We start from the raw sequence: 19062 nt of genomic DNA, 5'->3' as shown, positions 1-19062 counted from the left end.
TTTAAGAATAAAAGGGGTGATCATCCATGCGGATCTATTCCTGCGATACTTTAAATCTTACTGCTTCTGTTTTGGTCATAGGCGCTTTTGATGGGGTTCACAGAGGCCACCAACAGTTGATCCGACAAGCAAAAACTCAGGCAGATTGGATGCAGGTGCCGTTAGTTGTCTATACGTTTGATCCACCGCCGAGGGTTCATTTTCAAAAAAAGCTGCAGCTTGCTTCTTTGCCGGTAAAACTGGAGCGGCTTCAGCGGTTAGACGTAGACCATACTGTTGTTGCACCTTTTGATTCCTTTTACGCCTCCCGGGAAGCCAAGGTATTTCTCAATGAAATCCGCAACATGAACCCATTGAGCATATGGGTTGGAAAAGATTTCAAATTTGGAGTGAATCGTAATGGGGATATCGATACACTAAAACAAAACTTTCATGTGAATAGTTTGGATTTGGTCTGTTGCCAGGATGGGGAAATTATCTCTTCCACCCGCATACGACATTTGATTGCCAATAATATGACCGCTAAGGCGGAACAGCTCTTAGGCTGGCAAACTGTTAATGTTTAAGTGCCATACCCAGAAAGGAGACTCTAAAAATGAGCCTTGTTTTGAAAAATATTCAATTGGATGAAGAAGAAGTTGTAAATAGCTTTCTTGAATGGGCTAAGGTGAATGCACCAAGCGGAAGAGAGAAAAATATTGCGGAAATGCTGGAGAATGAACTGACTGGCATGGGATTTTTTATTCAATTTGATGAAGCCAATGTAAATTTTAAAGGTGAAATTGGAAATCTAATTGCATATTGGGAAGGTACTGATTCCAGTATACCGCCATTATTTTTTTCCACCCATATGGATACGGTACTACCTACCGAGGGTTTAAAACCGGTAATAAAAGACGGCGTCATATATAGCGACGGGACGACCATATTAGGGGCTGATGACCGGGCAGCATTGACGGCTTATCTGGAAGCAATCCGATATGTTCAAGAGAATGACATTCCCTCAGGTCCCATTGAATTAATTTTAACGGTTAACGAGCAGCAGGCTTTACAAGGTTCCCGTTATTTAGATTATTCGAAGGTAAAAAGTGATTTCGGGTATGTGTTCGACAGCAGCGGTGACGTTGGCCAAATTATATTACAAGGACCATACAGCAGTAAATTTCATCTAGAGGTTATCGGCAAGTCTTCCCATATCGGATTAAACCCTGAAGAGGGTATTTACGCGTTTGAGATCGCAGCCGATATCATCAAAAATGTTAAGGTTGGAAAAATTGATGAGGAAACTTTGGTTAATGTGGGACTAATTCACGGTGGTGAACTTTCCTCTATCATTCCGGGCAGTGTAAAAATGACTGGGGAGGTTCGCTGTTTTAATAAAGCTGGGTTGGATGAACAACTTGACCTCATTTTCAGTGCCGCTTCGAGGGCTGCCGAAGAACATGGCGGCAAAGTAGTTAATAAGATTGATAAGAAATATTCCGGTTTTCAGGTAGATAAAGGCCATCAATTGGCTAAAATTGCGCTTGATGCAGCAGAGCAGATACAGGTTCACCCTTGGCTGACAAGAACTCTCGGCGGGGCGGATACAAATAATTTAAATGAAAACAACTTGACCTGCATTACTTTGGGGAATGGGTTCAGAAATATCCACACTTTCCAAGAGCATATCAGCATTAAGAACCTTGTAAATACTGCCAGATATACAGTCAGCTTGATCCAATCTTGGTACAACCTGCATAAAAATGACTAAATCATATTTTTTATAAAAGGAGAATTGGATTCTATGCCTACTACAACAAAAATAAAAATAGATACTGTCATTAAAAATGCCAAAGAGGTGATCACCTGCGCAGTAGGGGGGCCTAATGACTTGGGAATCCTAGAAAATGCCTGGATTGCCATTAAAGATGAAAAAATTGCCGGTGTCGGCACAAATGAAGAGCTATTAAGGGATTTCAATCTTAGTGATGCCTCTTTCATAGATGCCTCCAATAAGGTGGTGGCACCCGGATTCGTTGATTCCCATACCCATCTAGTGTTTTCCGGATCACGCGTGGAGGAATATGCTGCCAAAGTTTCCGGAGACTCGAATCAGTTGAAAAAACTCGGAATGACTGCCGGCCCAAACCGGACTGTAGAATTAACCCGTGATCAATCAGAGGATGAGTTGTTTGAACAGTCGAAAAAGCGTCTGCTGAACATGCTGCGTTATGGAATTACAACTGTGGAGAGCAAGAGCGGATATGGCCTAACTATAGAGAGTGAGTTGAAAATCCTGGAGGTTGGAAGGAGACTCGACCGTGAAACACCGGTGGACGTCCTCAACACCTTTTTGGGAGCGCATGGTTTTCCTGAAGGATTGACAAAGGAAGAGTATATCGACGTGATCATTAATGACATGATTCCGAAAGTGGCTGAACGCAAACTTGCGGAATTCTGTGACTCATGGTGTGACGACGGCTATTTTACCGCGGAAGAATCCAGACAGATACTAGAGGTAGGGATGAAGCACGGCATGAAACCGAAAATCCATGCAGATGCCTATTCCTATATTGGCGGATCGGACCTGGCAGCAGAGATGAATATAGTTTCCGTTGACCATATGAACTATACGCCTGAAGACGTCATGGACCGCCTGGCAAAAACAGATGTCACCGCTGTGTTGATGCCAGCGCTTGATTTTGCAGTTGGGCATATGCGTCCATTTGACGCGCGGAAAATGCTGGATAAGGGCGTCAAAGTCGCCCTGGCGACCGATCTGTGTCCCGCCTGCTACACGGAATCAATGCAGTTCGTAATCAATCTAGCATGCAGACTGTACCAATTCTCCGTGGAAGAAGCAATCAAAGCCGCAACATACGGAGGAGCCAAGGCATTGGATCTGGATGATAGAGGGACCATTGAGCCTGGCAAACTTGCGGACTTGCAGATTTGGAATGTCCCGTCCTATAAACACATCGCTTATGAACTTGGAACAAATATTGTACAGACAGTCATGAAAAGAGGAAAAATTGTTGTTAGCCGGTAAGAGGAATGTGTCCAAAAAAGGAAGACATTGAGAAAGTCTCAGTGTCTTCCCTTTTTGCTCGTTATTTAAATTTGAAGTTCAGATCTTTTCACCAACAAGTAATGATGCACAGGCCCTTCTTCGCTTCTCTCCAAGGAAATCGCCGCATAACCGTTTTGAAAAAGCTGCTGAAAAACGGCGCGGGTCTTCAATCTCCAATCCAATGCAAGCTTCATATCTTCCTGCTTGATTGTTTGAAATGCCGCAGGAACGGGCACCAATATTTGGCCGTTTTCAGGTAGTTTTACTTCATCGGCCAACACCGGACCACTCTTGGAATCTTCCAAAGGAATATAATAGGCATCGTCCCTAACGGGAGTAGGAATGCGTTCATTTACATGCCTGCTTTGTATCCACCACTCAACTTTAAAGCGGTCCGTCGGAAGCCCGGCATTGAACTCGTCCTCGGAATCTCCGTAGCAATTTTCAATGTATGTACTGCAGATCGCACTAAGCTTAGATAAGTTCAAATAACCGTTACGGGTTTCCAGTGGATCATATGTCCATGTCAGCATATCGTAGCCTATAAGTGCCGCTTCTTCCTTTTGCCGCGTTTTTAATGACGCGCCAATCCCTTTGTCACGAAACTCCGGATGAATTCCCATATTGTGCGAGCAAAGATAGGTCTTTCCACCCTTGAATCCTGGAAAACTATAGCTGAACCCGACTAACTCCCCCTGGGAATAAGCCCCAATTGCGAGACCACCGTTTTGAACGGCGGTGATGGTCTGATGGGCAGGGATTCCGCCTTCCCCTTGCCAAATGAACTCCTCTAGCTGTTGCATTTGTTTCATCTCTTCATTACTGCTTAGAACCCGAATCTCAATAGTTGATGTCATGGCGCAGCCCTCTTTCTATCTGAAATTTCTTATTAGCTGCTATTATTATATCAGCTTTTATTGTACGCCGCGTAAACTAGCGCTGTGATGTAAGTTCACGAAGCTTCACCTTCATAATCTTCCCGCTCGCCGTTTTGGGAAGCTCTTCCATAAAAGTCACCATTGTCGGACATTTGAAGTGCGCCAGCCTTTCCCTTGTAAAATCGATGATTTCCGAACCCGTCACTTCATGTCCTTCCCGGACAACAACAATAGCATGTGGAGTCTCCCCCCACTTTTTATGGGGAGCAGCAATGACAGCCACCTCTTTTACTGCAGGATGGTCGTATATGACATTTTCCACTTCAATGGTGGAGATATTTTCCCCTCCGCTAATAATGATATCTTTTTTCCGATCAACAACTTGAATGCGGCGATTTTCATCCATGGTGCCCATATCTCCTGTGTGCAGCCAGCCATTGATGATTGTTTCATTCGTCGCCGCTTCGTTCTTCCAATATCCTTTCATTACGAGAGGTCCCTTTACAATCACTTCTCCGATATCTTTGCCGTTTTTTGCAATGTCATTTCCAAATTCGTCTACGACCCTAACTTGAGCGCCGATCATTTCCAACCCGGTTTTGACTTTTAGTTCATAATAATCATCATTGGAAGCGCATTCATTTTCAGATGAAATATAAGAAGCCAGACTAAGCGGCGATGTTTCTGTCATCCCATACACTTGATAGAACTCCCATCCAATTTCTTCTTCAAGCTGTTTGATAAAAGCTTTTGGCGGTGCCGAGCCTGCCACAATAATCCGGACATCTTGATCAATTTGCGGTTGAACATTTTTATATTGATCCATGATTGATTGGAGTACTGTAGGGGCCATATGCATAACCGTAACTCCATATTTTTCAACCTTTTCTAAAATCACTTTCGGATCGGCAGCTTTTTGCATCACTTGCGTTGCGCCGTTCGCCGTATAATAAAAAGGAGAACCCCAGCCGTTCACATGGAACATCGGCAAAATATGTAGCAGCACATCGCGGTCATTTACACGCAGATGGTGCATCGTGGACAAAGCATGCAAATAATTATTCCGGTGAGTAAGCATGACACCTTTTGGATTCCCGGTTGTACCGCTGGTGTATAATAGCGTGCTGACATCGTCTTCATGTAAATCCGCACGCGGAAAATCAGTTGACGGAAAAGAGGAGAGCCATCTGTCATATGCAATCAGCCCATGTCCATTTTCTGCCAAGCCATGGACGACAATTTTTTCAACAGTTTCCAGTTGATCGCGAACCGGCCTTATAAGCCCTAATAGATCATGATCAACAAAAAGAACCTTGCTTTCACTGTGATTTAAAATGTAGACGTAGTCCATCGGTTTCAATCTTGTATTCAACGAAACCATTATACCTTCGACTTGAAAAACCCCATAAAACCCTTCATACATTTCCAGAGTATTCGGTGCCAAATAAGCGACACGGTCCCCTTTTTCTACACCAAGAGATGCAAGTCCAAAAGAAAGGCTGTTAACTCGTTCATTCACTTCCTCGTAGGTGTAACGCTTGCCTAGTTCATCAATGATCGCTGGTTTTCTACCATACAGATGGACTGCCCGATCCAAAAATTGCGTCAACAAAAGAGACATATGCAAATCCCCTTTCCACCAATTTAGAATAATCAAAATTATATCACAAACCCAGTTTTGAGTCGCTCATTAAAGGCTTTTCTGCCTAAAAAAGAAGACCCTTTCAAAGGTCTCCTCTATAAAATACTATGTATCTATCTTTACTGATGACGTATAATAACTCGGATTAACCCTCCGTTACCACATCATAAAACGACCTTAAATAAACTTCATCAACCTTCGCCTCTTCCGCCAACGCCACTAATTGTGTAAGAAGCGAATTAGGAATGGCAAGCCCATCCTTCTCATTAACCTTTTGTTTATTTACCTCCATTTCTCCCGGTAAAAATATCTCATCTACACCTTCTATTCTTTTTGTATTTTTAATAAACTGAACATAATAATCAACTTGGCGCTTAAATTGATCCAGCCCCATGAATGCGTCTATTCGAATCCCCATAAAGAAATGGCTCACATTGTTAGGTGTATTGTGATGTATCCTAATATCGTTCCCAACCGCCCCATTGCTCAATAACGAGGTTAGTGCCTCTATTATGACCGACAAACCATATCCTTTTGGACCTCCAACCGGGAATAGATATCCCCCCTTCACTACTTCATCCGGATCTGTAGTATGCTCCCCAGCCGCATTTACAGCCCATCCTTTTGGAATTTCCTTTCCCTTGCTTTGAAAGTCAAGAATCCTTCCAAATGGAACGTTGCTTGTTGCCATGTCCAATATGATTGGCTGGCTTTCCCCTGCCGGTATTGCTATAGAAAGCGGATTATTACCTACCCTCGCTTCGGCACCTCCGGTAGGCGGCATGATTGGAGGTACATTGGAAGTCACTATTCCTATTAAACCATGCTCTTGCAATTGGTCTGCCCAATATCGTGCTGTTCCAAAGTGATTACTGTTTCGTACCGAAATGGCGTAAATATCTTTTTCCTTTGTTTCTTCAATAATCCGATCAACAGCATGTTGGGAAACAACCTGCCCTAACCCATTACCGCCATCCAGTACAGCAGCATTAAAGCTTGTCTTGACCTCATTTATAATGGGTTCCTTTGTAATATAACCTTCTTTCAAATTTTGCAAATACAGTGGCAGCCTAATGATTCCATGACTATTTATTCCCAACAGGTCCGCATCGATGAGAGACTTAACAGTATCAGATGCAGACTTTTCTGAAATCTCGTACTTTCTTAAAATACTTTCACATAGATCGCCCAGTTTTTTAGCGCAAATTTTTTTTTCCAATTCAGTTCCCTTCTTTCCTTATGAAAAAGCTATTATTTGACGAATACTCTGTTAACTTTGTTCGGCTGCGGAATTTCTTTTATGCCATTGAAAATGACCCTACAAACTTTATTTTTCAGCTCGATAAAAGATTGCTCCGAAACATAAGACGAATGAGGCGTAATAATTACTTCTGGATTGTTTAAAAGCGGGTGATCAGATGATAATGGTTCCTTTTCAAAAACATCAATTCCCGCACCTGAAATATGACCCGATTCAATCAACCGGGCTAGAGCGAATTCATCAATGACGCCACCTCTACATGTATTAACAATCATGGCACCTTTGTGTAAAAGCTGCATCCGTTCATAATCCAACAGATTTTCAGTTTCCTTCGTCAAAGGAACGTGCAGGCTCAGTATCGTTGATTGCTGAAGAACTTCGTTCAAAGAAACAGACTCAACTCCAAAGTGCTCATAGACCTGTTTATCTACATACTTATCGTGAGCAATAATGCGAGCCCCCGTAGCTTTGATTTTTTCGGATACAGAGCGGGCAATCCTTCCAAACCCCAGTAAACCAATTGTCATGTCTTTAAATCTATGGATAGGAAGTGTATCAAGGGCATCCCATTTACCTTCTTCCACTTTCTTGTTATAGCTTTTTAAACGGCGGGCAACAGCAAATATCAGAGCAACTGTATGATCAGACACTTCATCAATGCAATAATCGGGCACATTATAAACAGGTATCCCTTTATTCTCCGTAGCATTCAAATCGATATTGTTATAGCCTACACCATAAACACATATCACTTTGCAGCATTCCAACTGCTCTATAAATGCTCGATTACAGTCAAACGATATTTGTACAATCAATCCATACGCATGTGGACCATATATTGCCATGTCCTTCTTTAAATCTCTCGGATGTGTAATTCTAAGTTCATATCCGTTTTTTTCAAAGAATTCTTTTTCAACTGTATGGTCGGTCCATTCTCCATCAATAATCCATACGAGCGGTTTACCATTCCTCATAGAGCTGCCTCCTTAAATTCACAGTAAAGCCCCAGCCAGCATTGAGTGGAAGGGGCAACTGATTATCTACTCATTTTCCGCTATTTTATGTTCCACTACCTTTTTACTAGGAAACAATCCGGCCTCTTCGAAGAACTTATCAGCTTTTTCGTAATTAGGCTTCGATAGAAGGGATCCAACAATATAGGCAATCAACCCTAATATGAAACCTGTCAAAATAATATCTACGCTATCCTTCCAAAGGGTCGGTAAAGGGATACCAAGTTGAACTAGAAAATGATACAAGATAAATCCACTGCCGGTGATGATACAACTGATGGCTCCTACCGAAGTCCCTCTTCTCCAGAAAAAGCCAAAAATCATAGGTACAAACACACCGGCCGCCAGAATTTGACTTGCTATGGACAGAACAATGAGCGCATCCTGAATTCTTATGGCGATAATGAATCCTATGATCGAAACGAAAAGAGTGGCGAACATCCCGAAGCGAACCACTTGTTTGTTCGATGCGTCGGGATTTACATATTTGTAATAAAGTTCGGTCAAGTACATGGATCCTGCATTGAGCGTTGTACACATGGTTGACATTATTGCGGCCGCAATCCCGACGAAAACAATACTTGCTAATACCGGATTTAAATATCCGCTCACTAGTGCCGGAACAATTCCGCCTTCGGGCAATTCAGCAAAGATGCCAATTGCAGCCATTCCTGTAATAACCACAAAGAAATAGAGCGGAATAAAGTAGATTAAAGCCTGGAATGTTGTTTTCTTGGCTTCTTCAGGCGTTCTGCTAGCAGATATACGTTGCCATACTGCTCCATCAATCACAAAAGCAAGACCGAATGACAGAACAAAAGTGAAGTTTTGTGAAAAGCTTCCAAAAAGGTTGAAATAACCATCGACCTCCCTGGCTTCAGCCGCTGCCTGAATGCCTGACCAGCCTCCTGAGTGAAATAATGCAACAGCCATAACAATAACCAATCCAGCAATCATGATAAAAAATTGTACCATCTCGGTAAGAACGACTGCCCTAAACCCTCCAAGAATGGAGTAAATTAAAGCAACAGCAATCCCCACAATGACCGCAACTGTATAATTAAAACTGAAAAACGAAGCAAGGAACTTACCGATTGCAACCATTTGTGAAGCTCCCCAACTGATAAAATACAGCACAAGAATGAACACCAGTATATTACCAGTCGCTTCATTGTAACGCTTGGTTATAATCCCATTTTGTGACATGGAACCCAGTCTTCTGATGGCACTTGAGAATATTAAAAGAATCAAAACTGCCAATACCGTTGGCCCGCCAAGAATCCACCAGGAGCTTAACCCCTGCTCAAAGGCTCGATCCACTGATATAAGCGCTGAATTCCCTCCATACCAAGCGGCAACAAAGGCCATTGCCAAGATCCAATATGGCGTTTTTCGTCCGCCCAGAAAATAATCCTCTTTCGTTTCATTTTTGTTTTTATAAAAAGAAACAAACAATAGAACTGCAAAGTAAACGAGTAAACTAATTGCTAGCCAAATAGTAGTTGTTCCCATTATTCCACCTCTTTTAGTAAAATTGGATAAAGCAAAGGACGTAGCGGCATAAGTTGGTAAACGCTCGAATAATGATTAAACATCTGTTAATAGATATAGGTTGAAGCTGCACACTAAACAAATTGGCTTTAGTCATTCCTTCGTGTTTGTAAAAGGTAATTTTCCTTGCTTCTTGACGGGAAACAAACTGTAGACCGAATCATTCTCACACATGACAAATTTTGTTTTTTTGGAAAATTCTAGTTGAATTAATTACCCATCTTAACTTTGCCTGTTCTATAGAACAACTCCTATTATCCAAGCTAGCAAGTTTTCACTTCCAGTTGATTGATCTGGGATAAAGCTGTCAATAATTTCGTGTTCTGTTCCGCCGTACCAATCGTTACCCTAGCATGGGTGTTAAGACTCCATGCCGAACAGGGCCGTATTAATATTCCTTTATGCATCAGCTTCTTGAACAGATCGGTGATGTCCGTCTTGAAATCAACAAATAGAAAATTGGCCTGTGAATCAGTAACGCCATACCCTAGGGACTCGAGCCCACTTTTGAGACGCTGCATTTCCTTTTTCGTTTCGGATAGGACACCTTTTCCATATACCTCGTCTTCCAAGGAGGCAACTGCCCCGGCAATTGCTATCCGATTGACAGCGAATGTCTGCTTTACCGCCTGCATCGGCTCCAGCCTTTCCTCCTTGGCGATGGCATAGCCGACCCTGGCACCGGCCAGTCCGTAGTATTTCGAAAATGTCCGAATAGCAATGACGGGATATTCTGCTTTGATGAAGTCAACGCCGGTTTGGTATGAATCATTCATGTATTCGACGTACGCCTCATCCAAGACAACAATCACATGGTTGGGCAGCTTTTTAAAAAAGGCAATCAAGTCCTTTGTGTCTACCACGGTCCCAGTTGGGTTGTTTGGATTACAGATAAAAATGAGTTTCGTTCGATTCGTGACCACCTTCAGGATGGCGTCCAAGTCGGTTTCATAATTACTTTTGGAGTAAACAGGCATCGGTACCCCGTCCATCAGGCGGGTGATGGCTTCATAACTTGAGAACGTAGGTTCACAATAAATAACTTCATCCCCAGCATTAATATAGGCGTTCCCAATCAAAGTAATGATATGGTCTGCACCGTTTCCAACCAGGAATTGCCCCTCCGTAAGACCATATTTCTCCGCCAGCTTCTGACGAAGCTCCCTGCAAGTCGGTTCCGGATAGAGCCAACTGTCCTTTACAGCGTCCGCCATCGCCGACAGAGCTTTGGGTGAAGGACCAAACGGGTTTTCGTTCGAAGCCAGCCGGATCACTTTGTCGAGTCCAAGCTCCCTTTGAACATCCTCGATCGGCTTGCCCGGAACGTACGGAGTCAACGTATGTACACTGTCCCTCCAGAGTTTTTTTTTCATCCAATCCTTCCTTTCTGTTTCGTTGGAAATGTTCCGGTAGATTTAGCATTCATATCTCCATGTCTCATGATAAAATGTTGCAATATTTGTGCCAAGTCTAAAAATTTTTACTTCCTTTATCAAAACTTCCTATATGCCTGCCTTTTCTATCCTTGGCTCTATGTAAGCCCTTACATGAAAAGGCAGATAAATTTTGCACACTTTATGTAATGTTTTATAGATAAGGTGCTACAAACACTGTATTCATAAGATATTCCAGGGTGCAAATTTACTTTGCATGCAAAGTTTTAAAAGGGCAAAATATAAGATTGTCCTTACCTTCCAACGGCAACGGTAACTCGAGTAGGGCTGGGTATCAAAAACCTAGACGGACATCAAAAAAAGAAGACCCCATAAAGGTCTTCTACAAAAAAAGGTTGTACACATGGTTTGGGCTAGATTGACTTATCTTATTACACTTATACGCATACTGCTGTAAACATCCCCCCCCATTTGTCCCAACATTGCATCTTATTTTTCCAGAAGATCTTCCTTGATAATAAATTGTGCCAATGCTTCCATTTCGTCCGAGATAGCTCGGTCTGTTTGCAACGGCGGACAAATCTTGCGGACTTTCCCAAGGAATTCACTTGTAGCTGGTGCCAGTTGATTTTCCGCCTGCTCCAAGTAAATTGCTTGCGACGCACAAATCAATTCGATGGCAATGACCCGAGCCGAGTTATGGACGATTTCGCGCGCCTGCCTGGATGCAATTGTCCCCATACTGACGTGGTCCTCCTGATTTGCAGAGGTTGGAATGGAATCGACACTTGCCGGATGCGCAAGAACTTTATTCTCGGACACTAAGGAAGCCGCCGCATATTGTGGCACCATCAGGCCGCATTCCAGCCCGGGATCTGGTGCAAGAAACGGGGACAAGCCGCTCAATTGCGGGTTGACGAGCCTTTCGATTCTTCTTTCCGAAATATTTGCCAGTTCCGCGGCGCCCACCTTGAGAAAGTCCATTGCCAAAGCAATTGGCTGTCCGTGGAAATGACCGCCTGAAATAATTTCACCGTTTTCCAATACAATCGGATTATCCGTTGCGGAGTTGATTTCCACCGCCAAGCGGTCGTTCACATAATTGAACGCCTGCCAGGAAGCCCCATGTACTTGCGGAACACATCGAATGGAATATGGATCTTGAACACGAATTTCCCCTTGGTGTGTAATCCTTTTACTCCCTTCCAGCCATCTTCTGATCCGGGATCCGACGAATTCCATTTCTGGATGCGGGCGGACAGCAAGCAGTTCGCTTTCAAAAGCTGAGATGATCCCTTGAAGCGCTTCCATTGTCAAACAGGCTGCCATGTCTGCCGCAAGTCCCACACGCTCTGCTTCATTCAAGGCCAATACTCCAACGCCCGACATCGCTTGAGTTCCATTGATTAATGCGAGACCTTCCTTCGCTTCCAAGGATACAGGCTCCAGCCCTGCCCGCTTCAATGCTTCCCCTCCTGGCAGCACTTCTCCCTGATATTCGGCTTTCCCTTCACCGACCAATACTATGGCCACATGCGCCAATGGAGCCAAATCTCCGCTTGCACCTACAGAGCCTTTACTTGGAACGACAGGATGAACTCCTTTGTTGATCATGTTGACCAAAAGCTGCAACGTTTCCTCCCGAATTCCGGAAAATCCTTTGGCAAGCGCATTTGCACGCAACACCATCATGGAACGAACCACCGCCGTAGGCAAAGGGTCGCCGACGCCAACCACATCTGCCCTGAGCAAATTCAGCTGAAGCTTTGAAATGTCTTCTTTTCCAATCTCAATATCGCTTAATTTTCCAAATCCTGTATTGACACCGTATACAATTTTCCCATCATTAATCTGTTTTTCAATCCGCTCCCTGCTGGCTCGAACCATTGCCCAACTGGATTTGGATATTTCGACCTCTGTCTTGCCATTTACAATCCTTTGCATCTTTTTCCTGTCCAACGTTTCACCGTCAAGCGCAATTCTGTTTTCTGACATGTCCCCAACTCCCTTTCATGAATTTTTCTTGTTGTATCTTTTACAGGACCAACGCCGCAATCAAACCGAAAATAAATAACGGGATATTATAATGGATGAAAGTCGGTACGCATGTATCCCAAATATGGTTGTGCTGTCCATCGGCATTTAGCCCTGCCGTCGGTCCCAGTGTGCTGTCCGATGCAGGAGAGCCGGCATCCCCAAGTGCGCCTGCCGTGCCAATCAAAGCTGCGGTGGCAAGCGGACTGAATCCCATCAGCATGCAAAGCGGCACAAAAACAGTCGCCAGAATCGGCACGGTCCCGAATGAAGTCCCGATTCCCATGGTCACAAGCAAACCGATCAATAAGAGAACTGATGCCCCAACCAGCTTACTGCCGCCGATGACTGTGTTAACCGCTTCTACAAGTTCGGTTACTGCGCCAGTTTCCTTCAAGATCGTCGCATATCCGGAAGCGATGAGCATGACAAAAGCAATGGCACCCATCAATTTGACTCCGTCTTGGACGACCTGTTCGCCATCGCCGACTTTTACAACCCGGCCGATAAAAATAATAATGATTCCTGCTAGTGCTCCGAGAACAAGAGATCCAAAGACGACCTGTGTTAATAGTGCAATAACAACCGCACCAATCGTCACATAATCCTTTGGCTGGAATTTCCGTTTAGGTGCATCTTTCGCTGCCCCAACCTCTGCAAGGGCTTTATCACCTGTAGTATCCTGATAGTCCCTTGGTTTACGGTAGGAGAAAAACACGGCAATAAACAAACCGACGAACATCCCAATCGCAGGAATGGCCATGGCCTTCGGTATTTGCGACAGGGCAATAGTCATCCCATTTGCCTTCATTTCAGTTTTTATGATTCCGTGAAAAATCAGTCCGTACCCTGCAGGAATAACTAAATATGGCATTTTCAAGCCAAAAGTAAGTGCACTCGCCACTGCCCTTCGGTCAATCTTCAAATGGTTGAAGAATAGCAGCAGCGGCGGAATCAAAATCGGAATAAAAGCGATATGCACCGGAATCAAGTTTCCTGATAAACAGGTAAGCCCTGCAATCATCAACAATAGTACTATCTTATTACGATTTTTCTTTTCCAGCAATTTATCTATTAAAATCGAAGTAATTCCCGAGTAGGCAATCATTGCCGCAAATATCCCCAACAGCACATAGCTCAATGCTGTTTCGGATTGCCCTCCCATACCTCCTAAAAAGATGGAGACCGTGTCTGTCAGAGACAGATTAGCCACAAGTCCGGCAGTTATGGCTGCAATCAATAAGGCAAAAATGACGTGGACCCTTGATAAGCTTAGCACGGTTAATACAAGTACTGAAACCACGACTGGATTGGTCAACATAAACCCCATTCCCCTCTACTCCTAATTTTTGATGTCCCAACCGGGTGAGAGATGGCGACCGGTTATTTATAATTACCTTGGTGCCGATTCAGAGGTGATTGGTTTTTATAGGCAAATCTTTAACTTACCGAGTTGGCGGGCTTTCTGCTGCTTTCGGCACTTAGAGCACTTCTTAGTGACCGGGTTGACAATTTGTCCACCACTTAGGTCTCTTAGGATCAAGCCCGTTTATGTTTCTCAAACCACTCTTCAATAAGAGCCGCTGTCAATCTCCCTGTGTTGATCAAATTTTCAATGCTGATGCATTCTCTGAAGGAATGGATGTTTTGGAAGCCCAATCCAAGGGTGAGGCAAGTCAATCCGTTTTCGTTTAATACGTTCGTGTCGGCTCCGCCAAGCGTTTCAGTCAACCATGGATTCACCTGTATGTTGTGTGCGGCAGCCTGTGCAGTTTCTGTTAAAATATGATCTTCCGGAATATCAAACCCGCTATACTTTTTCTCAATTCTTGTATCCACGGACCCTCCATGCTTTTTGGCCGCCTCTTTCATGGCCTCTTCCATAGCTTTGAGCTGGCGATCGAGTTTTTCCTTTGAAAAGCTGCGTACTTCTCCACCGACTGTTATGCTTCCTGGAATAATGGAAGTCAATTCTCCGCCTTCCATCACGCCGATATTGGCCAATGTTTCCTCGTCAATCTCACCCAACTTCATGTTAGAGAGACCTTCCGCGGCAATTAAAAAGGCGCTATTTCCTTCCTCTGCATTCAGCGCAATATGAGCGGCATTTCCTTTTACTTCCATCCAGATTCGGCTGCTATAAGGCCCTTTTAAAATAATTTGCCCAACGTCGCCGCTGCTGTCGAAAATATAGCCTGTTCTGCTTTTCGCTTTGCTGTAATCCATATATCTTGCACCAACGAGGCCTGGCTGTTCGTTAACAGTTAAAATAAATTCAATCGGTCCATGCGGCACACCGCTTTCAATGATTGCTCTGACTGCCTCCAAATAGGCAGCAAGCGCCGCCCTGTCATCTGCACCTAAAATTGTTGTCCCGTCAGAATGGATGACCCCGTCTTTGATGACCGGTTTCAGTCCTTCTGTGGGGAGCACGGTATCCATATGGGTGGAGAAAAAGAGCGGTTGAATCGTTGGATCGGTCCCTTCCTTCCAGGCAACTATATTTCCGACTTCCCCGTCAAAGTTTTTATGGGCTTCATCGAACTCTAACGTAAAGCCCAGCTCCGGCAAGGCCTTCTTCAAATAATCAGCAACTAGATGTTCCTTCGTACTTGGCCCGTTTATTTTTGCCAGTTCAAGAAACAAATCTAGCAGGCGATCCTCATCCACTTTTGCGGCAGCTTTGGAAATTTGTTCAGTGCTCATGAAAAATCCCTCCGATTGTTTTATTTGTTTACAACGATCTCCCCATCCTTGATAACAGTTTCAACAACATTGGTTCCAAGATGGTAAGCGATATGTTTATAGGATGGAACATCCCATATTTGAATGTCTGCGATTTTTCCTTCTTCCAAAATGCCCCTGTCATCCAAATCAAGGGCTTGGGCCCCTCCGTATGTAGCAGCCTTGATTGCTTCTTCGACGGAAAACTGGTACAAGCGGCACGCGAGGTTGATGACAAACTGCATCGACTCTGTGTAGCATGCCGGGCAAAGATCGGTCGCCAAGGCGATTTTGACGCCCTTATCTAACATCTTCCGGGCTTCAAACGGACGTTGATGACCAACCGCAAAATCAAGCGCTGGCATCAGCACAGCAACCACGTCTGTTTTCGCCAGGCGGTCCATGACGTCTTCCGGCGTATAGTTCATATGGTCGACGGATACCATGTTCATCTCCGCAGCCAAATCAGATCCCCCGATATAAGAGTAGGCGTCCGCGTGGATTTTCGGTTTCATGCCATGTTTCAATCCTGCCTCAAGGATTCGTCTCGATTCTTCTGCTGTAAAATAGCCATCATCGCACCACACATCGCAAAATTCCGCCAGTCCGCGATTGGCCACTTTCGGGATCATGTCATTAATGATTTCTTCGATATACTCTTCTTTTGACAACTCCTCCGGAAACCCGTGGGCACCTAAAAAGGTATTGAACACATCCAGCGGTGTTTCTTCTCCAAGCCTCCTGCTGATTTCAAGGATTTTGATTTCACTTTCCGTTGTCAATCCATATCCACTTTTGCTTTCCACTGTAGTGATCCCATGTTCAAGCATTGTCAGCATCCGCTTCTTTGCCTGCTCTAATAACTCTTCGTCAGGAGATTCACGGGTTAACTCTACCGTGCGATTCGGACCCGTAATAATGCCTTGCTCTTCTAACTTTTTCGGATCGATTCCAGCCACTTTTGCTGCATATTCTTCCACACGGGACCCATAAAACACTAGATGCGTATGAGAGTCGACAAATCCCGGTGCGACAACTTTTCCGGAAGCATTTATCGTTTTCGCTTTCGAGAAGTCAAAAGTGTCTTTTACCTCTGACTCGGACCCAATACCAGCGATCTTTCCGTCCTTGACAGCTATCCATGCATTATTAATGACGCCAATTTCTGACAGTTCTTTTCCGCTGCAAGTCAATGCTTCGGCAGCATTGGCGATGATTAAATCTACTTTTGTTTTTACCTTTGTTTCTGACAAAGCTATCAAACTCCTTTTCTATAATCACAAAATCATAAAAAGTGTCGGAGTACAATAATGAGAGCGAACACCGTTCGCCAAAACCAAATGGCATGGTTCTATTTTGTTTCCCATCGTGATTTCCGCTTACTGCGCTGTCCAATTCACTCATTATTCTCACCCTTTTCGCCCTTTATTCGCCCCTCCCATCGAAACGTCTTCCGTTAGATGAGTGCATAAGATGAAGAGTGGCCCGTTTGGAACGGGCCATCAACCCCTCATCAAAATTATGCCTTAACGTCTTCTTTCTCCAAATCTTTCGGTCCGAATGTGGCTTTTGGAGTCCACCAAAGAGGGATCTTGATGCTTTCGTCTGTCAGTTTTCCTTTTCCGTTGGCTACGTCTTTAGCAATCTCGTATCCAGCTTGCGCATGGCGGACAACACCTATACCGGAGTCGACTGTCATAGAAACTTCCAATCTCATATCAGATTCTTCCGTTCCGTCCGCAATCATTGTGACTCCAGTGTGGACGGCTTCACCCATGGAGTAGTTGGCCTGGAGCGCGATCAAGTCACACATCCCCACTGCATTAAGAAGTCCGTTCAATACCGGCCAGTCAGAGATAAGGTCCCCGCCATCTTTCATGTTTTCTGATTCGAACGTCGGGTTCACGATGGAGCCGGAGTCCAAATTGTCACGTGAGAAAGCAACAGGTCCGGATAATTCCCCGCGGCGGATCATGTCATTGACTTCAAGAGCGAATTCTTTACGCTGTCCAAAGCCCATATAACAGATTCTTGCCGGAAGAGCTTCGATCGGGATATGCTCTTTTGCCAACTTGATCCAGCGTGTAACGAGCAGATCGTCGCTGAACTTCTCAAGTATCATGTCGTCAATTTTCCTTAAATCTTCTGGATCTCCTGACATGCATACCCAGCGGAAAGGCCCACGCCCTTCACAGAAGAGCGGTCGAATATATTCTGCAACGAATCCTGGCAGGCGCTTTGCCTCTTTTTCCTCCATTCCAGCGTCAATACATTCTTTACGGATGCTTGTCCCATATTCGAATGAATGGACGCCAAGATCCATGAATTTGATAAGCGCTTTCAACTCGCGGATCATTGTTTCCCTTGCTTTTTCTAAGTAGAGGTCGAAGTCTTTTTCACGCAACTCTTCCGCTTCCTGTACGGTAAAGCCGGATGGCAAGTAAGAGATTGGGTCATGCGCCGGCGTCATGGATGTTGTTATGTCAGGAAGGAACCCTTTTTCAATGACTTCTTCAAATACATCGGCAGCGTTTCCAACAACTGCGATACCAATTGCTTTCTTCTCTGCAGCATATTGCTTGGCCATGGCAATCGCTTCGTCCAGTGAGTCGACCAATACATCAATGAATCCTTTTTCAATCCGGCGGTTGATGATTTCCACATTTGAATCACAAAGAATGGCTACTCCGCCGTGCATCGTCATCGCTCTTGTCTGGTTTCCACCCATTCCGCCTGCCCCTGCAGTCAAGAGTATTTTTCCTACAAGAGAGTCGTTGTAGTGCAAGCGTGCAATGGCGGACAATGTTTCAAAAGTACCTTGGATAACCCCTTGTGTTCCAATATATTCCCAAGGTGCCGCTGTGTAGTTTGCGTAGATTGTCAAGTTCTTTTCTTGAAGATCATAGAACGTCGGCCAGTCAGCTTTCATGATGTTTGTTGTTGCCATGACAACTGTCGGTGCGTATTTATGTGTTTTGAAAACTGCCACAGGCATACCGGACTGTACAACCAATGTCTCATCGTCTTCAAGCTCCTTCAATGATTTGACTATGGCATGGTACGACTCCCAGTTGCGCGCTGCCTTTCCGATTCCTCCGTAAATGACCAGCTCTTCGGGTTTTTCCGCATTTTCCATATTATTTTCAAGCATCCGCAAAATGGTTTCCTGTCTCCAGCCTTTACAACGTAACGTGTCGCCTCTTTGTGCCTTTACTTCATACAAAATCTCTGGTGTTGACATATAAAATTCCTCCTATGTAGTAAATATTTCCTTTCACACATATTACTACTGCAAGCCTCGTGCCAACTTTTGAAAAAAGGCTTTTTTTATAAAAAACGCCCAAAAACCCTGTACTTTCATGTTAATTTAATTGATTTCGATAACCTTCTAATCACCCCTTTTTCGGCATGTCCGCAGATAAGTTTTGCATGCCAAAAAAGGAAAATTAATCGAAATCAGGAAAAAGCGCTGAATTTGCTTAAGTTTTTAGAGCATGCAAAGTGTTTTTGCAT

The 19062-nt window shown here is 44.2% G+C and carries 14 protein-coding genes; 3 read left to right on the top strand and 11 right to left on the bottom strand.

Features of this window, described 5'->3' with window-relative positions:
• The first annotated feature begins 26 nt into the window (after window positions 1-26).
• From D4T97_RS01185 to hutI (D4T97_RS01175), 3 genes are read left to right on the top strand one after another with little or no spacing between them, the layout of a single operon-like run.
• Window positions 27-566, top strand: coding sequence for an FAD synthetase family protein (locus D4T97_RS01185; RefSeq protein ID WP_126046856.1), 540 nt, complete (start codon window positions 27-29; stop codon window positions 564-566).
• Between the two features lie 29 nt (window positions 567-595).
• Entirely contained in the window at window positions 596-1753 is a 1158-nt protein-coding gene (locus D4T97_RS01180; RefSeq protein ID WP_126046854.1) for a M20/M25/M40 family metallo-hydrolase, read from the top strand.
• A 33-nt stretch (window positions 1754-1786) separates the two neighbouring features.
• Window positions 1787-3031, top strand: coding sequence for an imidazolonepropionase (hutI, locus tag D4T97_RS01175; RefSeq protein ID WP_126046852.1), 1245 nt, complete (start codon window positions 1787-1789; stop codon window positions 3029-3031).
• Between the two features lie 65 nt (window positions 3032-3096).
• Here the strand turns inward: hutI (D4T97_RS01175) and D4T97_RS01170 are convergent, their stop codons facing one another.
• From D4T97_RS01170 to D4T97_RS01120, 11 genes are all read right to left on the bottom strand, one after another.
• Window positions 3097-3909, bottom strand: coding sequence for a GNAT family N-acetyltransferase (locus D4T97_RS01170; protein ID WP_126046850.1), 813 nt, complete (start codon window positions 3907-3909; stop codon window positions 3097-3099).
• A gap of 76 nt (window positions 3910-3985) precedes the next feature.
• Window positions 3986-5557: a long-chain-fatty-acid--CoA ligase gene (locus tag D4T97_RS01165; RefSeq protein ID WP_126046848.1), complete on the bottom strand. Its 1572-nt coding sequence runs from the start codon at window positions 5555-5557 to the stop codon at window positions 3986-3988.
• 160 nt (window positions 5558-5717) lie between these two features.
• Window positions 5718-6791 carry an Ldh family oxidoreductase gene (locus D4T97_RS01160; protein WP_126046846.1) on the bottom strand — a complete coding sequence of 358 codons (1074 nt, stop codon included), beginning with the start codon at window positions 6789-6791 and terminating at the stop codon, window positions 5718-5720.
• A gap of 32 nt (window positions 6792-6823) precedes the next feature.
• Complete coding sequence (locus D4T97_RS01155) at window positions 6824-7807, bottom strand: C-terminal binding protein (RefSeq protein WP_126046844.1); 984 nt, start codon at window positions 7805-7807, stop codon at window positions 6824-6826.
• Window positions 7808-7873: 66 nt separating this feature from the next.
• Window positions 7874-9358 carry a sodium:solute symporter family protein gene (locus tag D4T97_RS01150; RefSeq protein WP_126046842.1) on the bottom strand — a complete coding sequence of 495 codons (1485 nt, stop codon included), beginning with the start codon at window positions 9356-9358 and terminating at the stop codon, window positions 7874-7876.
• A 302-nt stretch (window positions 9359-9660) separates the two neighbouring features.
• Window positions 9661-10770 carry a histidinol-phosphate transaminase gene (gene hisC, locus D4T97_RS01145; protein WP_126046840.1) on the bottom strand — a complete coding sequence of 370 codons (1110 nt, stop codon included), beginning with the start codon at window positions 10768-10770 and terminating at the stop codon, window positions 9661-9663.
• A gap of 510 nt (window positions 10771-11280) precedes the next feature.
• Window positions 11281-12786 (bottom strand): histidine ammonia-lyase, encoded by a 1506-nt coding sequence (gene hutH, locus D4T97_RS01140; RefSeq protein WP_126046838.1) that lies wholly within the window; start codon window positions 12784-12786, stop codon window positions 11281-11283.
• A gap of 40 nt (window positions 12787-12826) precedes the next feature.
• Window positions 12827-14146, bottom strand: a complete 1320-nt coding sequence (locus D4T97_RS01135) for a Na+/H+ antiporter family protein (protein WP_126048003.1) — start codon at window positions 14144-14146, stop codon at window positions 12827-12829.
• Window positions 14147-14364: 218 nt separating this feature from the next.
• Window positions 14365-15531 (bottom strand): M20/M25/M40 family metallo-hydrolase, encoded by a 1167-nt coding sequence (locus tag D4T97_RS01130; RefSeq protein ID WP_126046836.1) that lies wholly within the window; start codon window positions 15529-15531, stop codon window positions 14365-14367.
• Window positions 15532-15551: 20 nt separating this feature from the next.
• Complete coding sequence (hutI, locus tag D4T97_RS01125; protein WP_235872118.1) at window positions 15552-16802, bottom strand: imidazolonepropionase; 1251 nt, start codon at window positions 16800-16802, stop codon at window positions 15552-15554.
• Window positions 16803-17068: 266 nt separating this feature from the next.
• Window positions 17069-18790, bottom strand: coding sequence for a urocanate hydratase (locus D4T97_RS01120; protein ID WP_126046832.1), 1722 nt, complete (start codon window positions 18788-18790; stop codon window positions 17069-17071).
• Between the last annotated feature and the right edge of the window lie 272 nt (window positions 18791-19062).

Source organism: Siminovitchia acidinfaciens (assembly GCF_003605385.1).
Taxonomy (GTDB): domain Bacteria; phylum Bacillota; class Bacilli; order Bacillales; family Bacillaceae_C; genus Siminovitchia; species Siminovitchia acidinfaciens.
The sequence above is the reverse complement of the archived record's forward strand: the minus strand, read 5'-3'. Positions and strand labels throughout refer to the sequence as shown.